Source organism: Streptomyces sp. ISL-12 (assembly GCF_018614415.1).
Taxonomy (GTDB): Bacteria; Actinomycetota; Actinomycetes; order Streptomycetales; family Streptomycetaceae; genus Streptomyces.
On sequence record NZ_JAGGOO010000188.1, the window covers coordinates 1 to 10091 of the forward strand.

The 10091-nt window shown below is 70.9% G+C and carries 12 protein-coding genes and 1 pseudogene; 7 read left to right on the forward strand and 6 right to left on the reverse strand.

The window, feature by feature from the left end:
- Positions 1-361, forward strand: a pseudogene (locus J7I94_RS36730) (hypothetical protein); the annotation flags it as partial.
- A 22-nt stretch (positions 362-383) separates the two neighbouring features.
- On the opposite strand, the gene J7I94_RS36735 reads toward J7I94_RS36730, so the two are convergent.
- The 3 genes from J7I94_RS36735 to tnpA all read right to left on the reverse strand — a co-directional run bounded on the left by J7I94_RS36735 (position 384) and on the right by tnpA (position 2346).
- Complete coding sequence (locus J7I94_RS36735) at positions 384-593, reverse strand: DUF397 domain-containing protein (protein WP_215174533.1); 210 nt, start codon at positions 591-593, stop codon at positions 384-386.
- Entirely contained in the window at positions 590-1465 is an 876-nt protein-coding gene (locus J7I94_RS36740; RefSeq protein WP_215174535.1) for a helix-turn-helix transcriptional regulator, read from the reverse strand. The genes J7I94_RS36735 and J7I94_RS36740 overlap by 4 nt, the downstream gene beginning before the upstream one ends.
- Before the next feature lie 464 nt (positions 1466-1929).
- Positions 1930-2346: an IS200/IS605 family transposase gene (tnpA, locus tag J7I94_RS36745; protein WP_215174537.1), complete on the reverse strand. Its 417-nt coding sequence runs from the start codon at positions 2344-2346 to the stop codon at positions 1930-1932.
- A gap of 25 nt (positions 2347-2371) precedes the next feature.
- Between tnpA and J7I94_RS36750 the strand changes: the two genes are divergently transcribed.
- Positions 2372-3595, forward strand: coding sequence for an RNA-guided endonuclease TnpB family protein (locus tag J7I94_RS36750; protein ID WP_215174539.1), 1224 nt, complete (start codon positions 2372-2374; stop codon positions 3593-3595).
- A 56-nt stretch (positions 3596-3651) separates the two neighbouring features.
- Here J7I94_RS36750 and J7I94_RS36755 read toward each other — a convergent pair whose 3' ends face one another.
- Entirely contained in the window at positions 3652-4578 is a 927-nt protein-coding gene (locus J7I94_RS36755) for a DUF3027 domain-containing protein (protein ID WP_215174541.1), read from the reverse strand.
- A 367-nt stretch (positions 4579-4945) separates the two neighbouring features.
- On the opposite strand from J7I94_RS36755, the gene J7I94_RS36760 reads away from it, so the two are divergent.
- The 4 genes from J7I94_RS36760 to J7I94_RS36775 all read left to right on the forward strand — a co-directional run bounded on the left by J7I94_RS36760 (position 4946) and on the right by J7I94_RS36775 (position 8635).
- Positions 4946-6340, forward strand: a complete 1395-nt coding sequence (locus J7I94_RS36760; protein ID WP_308114844.1) for an MFS transporter — start codon at positions 4946-4948, stop codon at positions 6338-6340.
- A 195-nt stretch (positions 6341-6535) separates the two neighbouring features.
- Positions 6536-7051 carry a DUF2771 domain-containing protein gene (locus J7I94_RS36765; RefSeq protein ID WP_215174544.1) on the forward strand — a complete coding sequence of 172 codons (516 nt, stop codon included), beginning with the start codon at positions 6536-6538 and terminating at the stop codon, positions 7049-7051.
- A complete protein-coding gene (locus J7I94_RS36770; protein ID WP_308114846.1) occupies positions 7021-7797 on the forward strand; it encodes a futalosine hydrolase in 777 nt (258 codons plus the stop codon). Before J7I94_RS36765 ends, J7I94_RS36770 begins: the two co-directional genes overlap by 31 nt.
- Positions 7787-8635: a 1,4-dihydroxy-6-naphthoate synthase gene (locus J7I94_RS36775; protein ID WP_215174545.1), complete on the forward strand. Its 849-nt coding sequence runs from the start codon at positions 7787-7789 to the stop codon at positions 8633-8635. Before J7I94_RS36770 ends, J7I94_RS36775 begins: the two co-directional genes overlap by 11 nt.
- 5 nt (positions 8636-8640) lie before the next feature.
- On the opposite strand, the gene J7I94_RS39150 is transcribed toward J7I94_RS36775, so the two are convergent.
- Positions 8641-9024, reverse strand: coding sequence for a cold-shock protein (locus J7I94_RS39150; protein WP_215174546.1), 384 nt, complete (start codon positions 9022-9024; stop codon positions 8641-8643).
- 150 nt (positions 9025-9174) lie between these two features.
- Between J7I94_RS39150 and J7I94_RS36785 the strand changes: the two genes are divergently transcribed.
- Positions 9175-9435 carry a hypothetical protein gene (locus tag J7I94_RS36785; protein ID WP_215174547.1) on the forward strand — a complete coding sequence of 87 codons (261 nt, stop codon included), beginning with the start codon at positions 9175-9177 and terminating at the stop codon, positions 9433-9435.
- Here the strand turns inward: J7I94_RS36785 and J7I94_RS36790 are convergent.
- Complete coding sequence (locus J7I94_RS36790) at positions 9402-10031, reverse strand: HAD family hydrolase (RefSeq protein ID WP_251076283.1); 630 nt, start codon at positions 10029-10031, stop codon at positions 9402-9404. The genes J7I94_RS36785 and J7I94_RS36790 overlap by 34 nt on opposite strands.
- Between the last annotated feature and the right edge of the window lie 60 nt (positions 10032-10091).

Here is a 10091-nt window from a genome sequence, read left to right on the forward strand (position 1 = left end):
ACCACATGAGATGACCTCTTATTGGGGCACGGTCGCAAGCCGCGAGGAAGGCATGCACTTGTGCGCCATCCTTAACACACCCGCCCTTACTGAAGTGGTGCGCCCTCTGATGTCCTACGGGAAGGATGAACGGCACATCGACAAGGTTGTGTGGGAGTTGCCTATTCCGCGATTTGATTCCTCAAACAGCGGACACCAGCGTATCGCAGAACTTGGTGCCGCAGAAAGTGATCGAATCGCGGCCCTGGACCTGGATGAGTCCAAGAACTATGTGAAGCTGCGCCAGGTGGTTCGTTCAGTCATCGCAACATCACCGGATGCCGAGGAGCTGGACCAGCTGGTCCGCCTGCTTCTGGAGTAGCAGGCGGACCATGCAACCGTGGTCACCGTTGAGACGCGTAGGGCACGAAACACGTCCACGCGGCTGGGGCAAACCCCAGTCGGGGCCCTTCGGCACTCTTGGAGTCGCGGACGTGCACCGCGCCGAGCGCGGTCGCGACCTCGACGCACTCGTTGCTGTTGCTGCTGTCGCTGTAGCTGCTCTTGAACCACCGCAGCGGCGAGTCGTCCTCGGCAGCGGTCTTGTGGATCATGTCTCCCCTAGCAGTTTCTCGATGAAAGCCAACGACTCCTCCGGCGAGAGAGCCTGAGCCCGGATGATGCCACACCGCAGTTCCATGATCCGAAGATGCTTCAACTCAGAGACAGGGCGGCTCCCGAACTCACCCTCGGCTCGGCCGACTGCCGTGCCGTCAGCGAACTTGAGTACCTGGATCTCCCCTCCCATGCCGGCATGGACCGTGCGCGCAGTCGGCATCACCTGGATCTCCACGTTCCGCATCCGTCCGAGCTCCAAGAGGTGCTCCAACTGACGGCCCAGCACCAGTTTGCCTCCAAGGGGGCGCCTGAGGGTCGACTCTTGCTGGACAAAGCACAGTTCGGGGGCAGGGTCCCGCTCGAAAATCGACTTTCGGGCCATACGCGCACCGACCAGCCGCTCCACCTGATCGGGTGAGTGCGCCGGCCGTCGCATCTCGAACAAAGCGCGCATATAGTCAGGTGTTTGCAACAAACCGTGGAGGTTATGAGTGCCGTACGCGGTCAGCTCGACCGCCTGCGCCTCCTTCCGCGCCAGATCCCGCATCGTCTTGGGGTACCGGACCTTCTTCACGTCCTCCCACATGGCCGCGACATGTCCGTCTGCACTCAGCACCTCGTCTGCCGCGATCAGGTACCCCCGCCGAGGGATCCGCTTTCCGCCCTCAACCTTGTAAACCAGGTCCTCGCCGTAGCCGAGAGCTTCCGCGAACTCGGCAGCGCGCATCCCAGCCGCTTCCCTGCGCAGCTTCAACTGCCGCCCCACGGTTGTGATGACCGCCATGCCCCACTCATCGTCCGGGTCCACCTCCCACCCCGACTCGTCCGCTCCACCCGTGAGCTCACCCGCCTCCGCCTCGGCTGCCATCTCGCGCCCCTTCGTCATGCTTACGGAGTTGTGCCCAGCGCCTGTCCGTACGCCCCACCACGGCACCCCACACCACAGGCGATGCCTCTGTGCGACTGCACACTCGCGCTGCGTCACTTACCACCGTAAACGCGCACATGCACGCCAGGAGGCGTGAGCCAGAAATCAGCGAAAATCGCAGCGACCGCCCTTCCCGGTATCGGTGGGAGCTCACCCTGGGCGAGTGAATGCGATCCGCCGTCGCGTGCCGGGCCCAAACCGCCGACCTTCTGCCACAGGAGGGGCTGGGCTCCTCCCGCACCGCCGCTTGCCGCCCGACTGCGGCCCCAGACACCGCCCCGCACCCGGCTGGCCGCTACCGGGATTCATTCGCAGTGCTCCGGCCTTCAGGCCGGGGGTGAAGCGATTCCGGTGACGGCGACGCGGAGCGTCGCCGCATCAGGCCCGGCGGAGCTGGGCAGGGCTCACACCGGCCGGTTCTGCTGTTCGATGTACTGCTTCACGACGGACAGGGGTGCGCCGCCGACGGTGCCGGCGAAGTAGGAACCCGACCACAGTTTGTTGGCCCGCCAGTAGTGCCGCACCAGGTCGGGGAACTCTTGACGCAGGCGCCGGGAGGAGACGCCCTTGAGGGAGTTGACGAGCTTGGTGACGGCAACCTTGGGTGGGAAGTGCACCAGCAGGTGCAGGTGATCACTCTCGCCGTTGAACTCCACCAGCTCGCACTCGAAGTCCGTGCACACCGACCGCATGATCTCCTCCATGCGGGCCAGATGAGCACTGGTGAACACCTTGTGCCGGAACTTGGTCACAAAGACCAAGTGCACATGAATCACGAAAACGCAGTGCCGACCAGTTCTGATCTTCTGCATTTCACCCATAATCCAAGTATCTACAGTGGCGGCCATGCGGCTCCGGTACGCCTTCAGGATGTACCCGGACACCGGCCAGCGCACCGCGCTGGCCAGGGCGTTCGGGTGCGCCCGCGTCGTCTTCAACGACGCGGTGCGCGCCCGCGAGGACGCCCGCGCGCAGGGCGGGACATACCCGTCGGCGGGCGAACTGTCGAAGAAACTGATCACCCAGGCCAAGCAGACACCAGCGCGGTCCTGGCTGGGCGAGGTCTCCGCCGTCGTCCTCCAGCAGTCCCTGCGTGACGCCGAGACCGCCTACAAGAACTTCTTCGCCTCTCTCAAGGGCACCCGCAAGGGCCCGAAGACGGGCGTGCCTCGCTTCAAGTCCCGTAAGGACAGCCGGCAGTCCATCCGGTTCACCGCCAACGCCCGCTGGTCGATCACCGGCAGCGGACGGCTGAACCTCCCCAGGATCGGGGCGGTGAAGGTGAAATGGTCCCGCACCCTGCCCGCCGCCCCCACCTCCGTCACCGTGATCAAGGACGCGTCCGGCCGGTTCTTCGCCTCCTTCGTCATCGACACCGATCCCGCCGCCGACGCCGCCCGGATGCCGGACACCGGCCAGGCCGTCGGCATCGACCTCGGCCTGACCCACTTCGCCGTCCTCTCCGACGGCCGCGTGATCGACTCCCCCCGGTTCCTGCGCCGCGCGGAGAAGAAACTGAAGAAGACCCAGCGGGAGCTGTCCCGCAAACAGAAAGGGTCCAAAAACCGCGACAAGGCCCGCACGAAGGTCGCCCGCGCCCACGCGAAGGTCACCGACGCGCGCCGCGAGTTCCACCACCAGCTCTCCACACAGCTGATCCGCGAGAACCAAGCGGTCGCGGTGGAGGACCTGGCGGTGTCGGGGCTGGCGCGCACCAGACTGGCCAAAAGCGTGCACGATGCGGGCTGGTCACAGTTCGTGACCATGCTGGAGTACAAGGCCGCCCGGTACGGACGGCAGCTGGTGAAGATCGACAGGTTCGAGCCCACCAGCCAGATCTGCTCCGCCTGCGGCGCCAAGGACGGCCCCAAGCCCCTGCACGTACGAAAATGGACCTGCGCCGCCTGCGGCACCGTCCACGACCGCGACCACAACGCCGCGAAGAACGTCAAAACGGCCGCCGGACTGGCGGTGACAGCCTGCGGAGCGCCGATAAGACCAGAACCCGCTCTGGCACAACGCGAAGAAACAGGAAGCCACGGATTCCCGCCCCCACCCTGTGCCGCGTAGCGGCACAGCAACGGACGAGAAGGCCAGAATCCCCGGGCTTCAGCCCGAGGAGCAAGTCAAGAATGCCCCAGATCCGCCGACGCTACGTCGTCGGCGACCGGCACCGACCCGGCGTCAGCCGTCGGCCGCAGCGGGAACGGGTCCACCCGCGTCTCGTCGATCACCGGCGCGGCCGGCTGCGGCGGCTTCGGCATGACCGCGGCCTCGGAGTGCCCGCCGCACCCGTAGGCCAGCGACACCACCCGCCCGTCCGCCGGCGAGAACTCGTTCGCGCAGACTCCGAACGCCTGGCCGAGCGAGCCGCCGATCCGCAGCAGGAACCCGCAGGACACGCAGGCCGCGGGCGCCGCCTGCGCCATCGGCGTCTTCGGGCCGAACGCCTCTTCCCAGCGGTCGGCGGCCGTGTGCAGCCCGTACCGCGACAGCACCCGCGCCCGCCGCAGCCCCAGCTCGTCGGCGACCGCCGCGATCGTGCCGCGCGGCGGGGTGACCGCCTGCTCGGCCGGGGAGCCGCCGGTGACCTCGGCGTCCTCCGCCTCCGCCAGCTCGGCCATCTGCTCGGAGACGACGGAGTTCGGCGGCGGCTCGTCCTCGCCGGACCAGCCCGGCTCCAGGCGCAGGTCCTCCGCGTCGGTGGGCAGCAGGTCGCCGGGGCCCAGGTCACCGGGGCGCAGCCGCTCGCTCCACGGCACCCACTCGGGGGCGAGGACGGCGTCCGGGCCGGGCAGCAGCGCCGCCTCGTCCACCGTCACGATCTTGGCGCGGGAGGCCCGCGCCACCGTCACCGCCCAGCGCCAGCCGCGGTACCCGAGCTCCATGCACGCGAAGTAGTGCGTGACAACGCGGTCACCCTCCGCGACCAGCCCGGCGTGTTCGCCGACCACACCGGGCGCCGCGGCCTCCTCGGCCGCCGTCCTGGCGAGGTCGACGGCCTCGGCGCACAGGCGGTCAGGGGTGCGGCTTCGCGTTGTCGCTGCGCTCACAGGTATCGCTTCTCTCCATACGCCGTCTCACGGGTGCGCCACTGCCGGCGGGGGACGGACGGAGCGGACCCGGGGACCGCGTCGACGTCCGCGCCCGACGCGCTCGGGCGCACCTACGTCATCCATTCTGCGGGATGACTGTGAGGCGCGCGGCCGAGAACGTTCGCCACGACGCGCTACGCACGCTACCTGCTCAGCTTCGCTGGGCCTACACCGACGGGGGACACCGGCGGGAGTTTCCCGCCCGCCGCCCGCCCACCGCACACCCGCCACGCACCCGCCGCCCGGCCCCGCCCCACCCGACCCGATCAGCTCCATCCGCCCGATGACAGCTCTACTCCCCCGTCTCGCGGGGCACTATGACGGGGTGGCAGCCGCACGCACGGAACGGACGGACCTGAAGGACGGGGGCCGGGGACGCGGTCCCGGGCGTTTCCGCGCGGTCGGGCGCGCGCTGCACCTGCCGGTGACGGGCCCGGCCCGGGGCATCCGGCGGGTGACGCACGCGCACGGCGCCGGCGAGTCCGGGCTGGGCAAGCTGATCGAGCTGCACGGCGTGAACGGCGCCGGCGACGTCATGATCACCGTCGCCCTCGCCTCCACGGTCTTCTTCTCGGTACCGACCGACGAGGCTCGGGGCCGGGTCGCGCTCTACCTCGCCATCACCATGGCCCCCTTCACCCTCCTCGCCCCGGTGATCGGCCCGCTCCTGGACCGCGTCCCGCACGGCCGCCGGGCGGCGATGGCCACCGCGATGGCGGCCCGCGCGCTGCTCGCCCTGGTGCTGTCGGGCGCGGTGATCAGCGGCGGCATCGAGCTGTACCCGGCGGCGCTCGGCGTGCTGGTCGCCTCCAAGGCGTACGGCGTGGTCAGGAGCGCCGTCGTGCCCCGGCTGCTGCCGCCCGCCTTCTCACTGGTGAAGGCGAACTCCCGGGTCACCCTCGGCGGCCTGCTCGCCACCGGCGTCGCCGCCCCCATCGGCGCCGGGCTCCAGCAGATCGGACCGCGCTGGCCGCTGTACGGCGCCTTCGTCATCTTCGCCGCGGGCACCGTCCTCTCCTTCACGCTGCCCCGCGAGGTCGACTCGGCCAAGGGCGAGGCCACCGCGCTGCTCGCCGCCGACAGCGCCCACCTGCACGGCCCGCACCGGCGGCCGGTCAAGCGCCCCGGGCTGCGCACGGTCGGCGCCGCCGTCACCCACGCGCTGGCCGCCAACGCCGCCGTCCGCTGTCTGAGCGGCTTCCTGATCTTCTTCCTGGCGTTCCTGCTGCGCGAGCACCCGATGACCGGCCAGAGCGCGGCGGTGTCGCTGGGCATCGTCGGCGTCGCGGCGGGCACCGGCAACGCGCTGGGCACGGCGGTGGGGGCCTGGCTGCGCTCCCGCGCGCCGGAGATCATCATCGTGACGGTCCTGGCGGGTGTGCTGGCCGCGGCGGCGGTGGCCGCCGTGTTCTTCGGCGCGGTGCTGGTGGCGTGTCTGGCGGCGGTCGCCGGGTCCGCGCAGGCGCTGGCCAAGCTGTCCCTGGACGCGCTGATCCAGCGGGACGTGCCGGAGCTGGTGCGCACCTCCGCGTTCGCCCGCGCCGAGACGCTGCTCCAGATGGCCTGGGTGGCGGGCGGCGCGGTCGGCATCGCCCTGCCGCTCAACGGCACCCTCGGCCTGGCGGTGGGCGCCGCGATCGTCGCCGCCGGCTGGCTGGGCACCGTACGGGGCCTGGTCGGCTCGGCCCGGTACGGGGGCCGGCGGTCGAGGGTGGCGTGAGCGCGGCAGGTCGTACCCGGCGGGGACTGCAGGTCGTACCCGGCGGGGACTGCATGTCGTACCCGGCGGGGACTGCAGGTCGTACCCGGCGGGGACTGCATGTCGTACCCGGCGGGGACGGCATGTCGTACCGGCGGGGACGGCACGCCGTACCCAGGTGGGCGGCTGGTGATAAGGGCCCGATAACCTTCGCCCATGACCACGTTGCCCCGCGGCGCAGCCGCTCTCGGACACCGCGCTGTGCGACGCCGCCGTGCCGTCGCCGCCGCCGGCGCCGTATCCGCCGGACTGCTCGTCCTGTCGGCCTGCGACAAGCCGACGCCGCTGTCGACCATCACCGTCGGCAGCGACTCGATCAGTTCCGAGGCCACCTGTGGCGGCGAGGGCGACGAAGCCCTGAAGACCGCCGACCTGACCAAGTGCCTCCAGTCCGAGGACATCGAGACGATCACGGTGGACCCGGACGAGACGGTGCGCTTCGGGGTGGACCCGGACATCGCCGACAAGCGCTGGACGATCCTGATGAACGGTCAGCCGCTGACCGAGGACAGCAAGAAGACCTACCGCACGGTCCCGGGCAGCGTGTTCTTCAACGCCCAGTACGGCGCGCAGGGCGACTCCACCAAGGTCGCCGTCGTGGCCGGCAACGGCAAGGAGGGCGGCCAGACGTTCACCGGCGTGTGGGCCTTCGAGCTGAAGAAGGACGACTGACCACGTCCGCCGTACGCATCCTGGTGGCCACCGCGGTCCCCGCCGAACGGGACGCGGTGGCAGGGGCGTTTCCCGGCCCGGTCCGGGAGACGCCCCTGCCCGGCGCGGCCCTGCACCACGCGGACGAGGGCTGGGACCTGCTCGCAGCCGGCGTCGGCCCCGCCCTCGCCGCCGCCTCGACCGCCACCGCGCTGACCGCCGCCGCCCTGGCGGGCCGCCCCTACGCCCTGGTCGTCTCGGCCGGCATCGCCGGCGGCTTCGCCCCGCACGCGCCGGTCGGCTCCCTCGTCGTCGCCGACGAGATCACCGCCGCCGACCTGGGCGCCGAGACCGCCGACGGCTTCCTGCCGGTCACCGACCTCGGCTTCGGCACGGTCACCCACCGCCCGCCGCCCGATCTGGTCCGTACGGTCGCCGCCGCGACCGGCGCCCGCCCCGGCACCGTCCTGACCGGCTCCACGGTCACCGGCACCGCCGCCCGCGCCGGCCTGCTCCGCGCCCGCCACCCCCGGGCCCTCGCCGAGGCCATGGAGGGCTTCGGCGTCGCGGAGGCCGCCGCCGCGCACGGCACGCCCGTGCTGGAACTGCGCGCGGTCTCCAACCCCGTCGGCCCCCGCGACCGCGCCGCCTGGCGCATCGGCGACGCGCTGGCGGCCCTGACGGACGCCTTCGGGAAGCTCACCCCCGCCCTGGAGAGTTGGAACCCCCATGACCCCCATGACTCCCATGCCTGCCATGAGCAGTGACACGCTGCGGATCGCGTACTCCCCCTGCCCCAACGACACCTTCGTCTTCGACGCCCTGGCCCACGGCCGCGTCCCCGGCGCCCCCGCCCTCGACGTCACGTTCGCGGACATCGACCTCACCAACGGCATGGCCGAGCGCGGCGAGTACGACGTGCTGAAGGTGTCGTACGCCGTGCTGCCGTACGTCCTCGACGAGTACGCCCTGCTGCCCTGCGGCGGCGCGCTGGGCCGGGGCTGCGGCCCGCTGGTGCTGACCCGCGAGGCCGGTGCCGACCTGCGCGGCAGGACGGTCGCGGTGCCCAGCGAGAAGTCGACGGCGTATCTCCTCTTCCGCCTCTGGGCCGCGGACACCGTGCCCGGCGGGGTCGGCGAGATCGTCGTCATGCCGTTCCACGAGATCATGCCGGCCGTGCGGGACGGGAAGGTCGACGCGGGCCTCGTCATCCACGAGGCGCGCTTCACGTACCAGAACTACGGGCTGCACAAGCTGGCCGACATGGGCGAGCACTGGGAGGCGACGACCGGGCTGCCGATCCCGCTCGGCGCGATCATCGCCAAGCGGTCCCTGGGCGCCGAGGCCCTGACCGGGCTGGCCGACGCGGTCCGTGCGTCCGTCCGCGCGGCCTGGGACGACCCCGAGGTCTCCCGCCCGTACGTCATGGAGCACGCCCAGGAGATGGACCCGGCCGTCGCCGACCAGCACATCGGGCTCTACGTCAACGAGTTCACCGCCGACCTCGGCGAGGACGGCTACGCGGCGATCCGCGGGCTGCTGACCCGGGCGGCGGCCGAGGGACTGGTACCGGCCCTCGGCCCCGACGCGCTGCGCTTCCCGTAGGTGATTCAGACGTCGAGCTGGTCCGCGACCGCCCGCAGCAGGCCGGCGATCTTCTTGCCGGCCGTCTTCTCGGGGTAACGGCCGCGCTCCAGCATCGGCGTGATGTTCTCCAGGAGCGTCGTCAGGTCCTGGACGATCGAGGCCAGTTCGTCCGGCTTCTTGCGCTGGGCCGCCGCGACGGACGGGGCCGGGTCGAGCAGCGTCAGGGACAGCGCCTGGTCACCGCGCTGGCCGGCGACCACGCCGAACTCCACGCGCTGGCCCGGCTTCAGGGTCTCGACTCCGGCGGGGAGGACCGAGGAATGGACGAAGACGTCACCGCCGTCGTCACGGGAGAGAAAGCCGAAGCCCTTCTCGGTGTTGAACCACTTGACTTTGCCGGTAGGCACGTCTGTCCTCGTCCTCGTACTCGTCGGAAAACTGCTCTTGATAGCACTCGGGCGGGTCATGGGACCCGCCGGTACCCAGGCTAATGGTCTTCGGGCCGGTGACAAGACGTCCCCCGGTCGTTCCCTCGGGTCGGGAACTACCCTGGTCGGGTGCGTGAACAAACCCAAACGAATTCCGCCGCGCCGGGCGACCGGCTGATCCGTGCCGGTGCGATCGTCTTCTTCATCGGCACCGTGGCCACGATGGTCACGGTGGCCCCGCTGTTCCTGGGCACGACGCCGTTCCCCACGTACATGTTCGGACTGAGCATGTTCATGGGGCTCGGCTTCCTGATCGCCGGGGCGGGGGTGCTCCGGTCGATCGCGGCGGGGCGGCGTCAGGCGCGGGCCGCGGCGGAACCCTCCCGGTAGGAGTCCAGCCAGGCCGGGAACTCCGTGAGGTCGGCCAGTACGGTGTCGGCGCCGGCCGCGCGGAGTTCGTCGACGCCGTACGGGCCGGTGGCGACGGCGACGGAGTACGCGTCGGCGGCGCGGGCGCCCCGGATGTCCCCGAGGTGGTCGCCCACGTAGACGTCGGCGCCGTGCTCGCGCAGCGCGACGGCCTTCTGCTCCGCCCACAGGTCGCCGATGACCGCGTCCGGTTCTATGCCGAGGTGGTCCAGGTGCAGCTTGGCGTTGGGCTCGTACTTGGCGGTGACGACGATCGCCCGCCCGCCGGCCCGCCGTACGGCCGCGATCGCCTCCGCCGCGCCGGCCAGGGCGGGGGTGGCGGCGATGGCGTACTCCGGGTACAGCGAGCGGTAGAGGTCGGCGGTGGCGGCGAGCCGCTCCGCCGGGAACCAGTGGGCCAGCTCCTGCTCCAGGGGCGGGCCGAGGCGGGTGACCGCGAGGTCGGCGTCGACGTGGGTGCCGGTTCGCGCCGAGAGTTCCAGGTAGCAGGCGTGGATGCCGGGGCGGGAGTCGATCAGGGTCATGTCGAGGTCGAAGCCGACGGTGGGGGTAGTCATGGGGTCCATTGTGGTGGGGGCGTGTCGCGGTCCCGTCGCTTCTAGGGCCTGTCGTTTGGA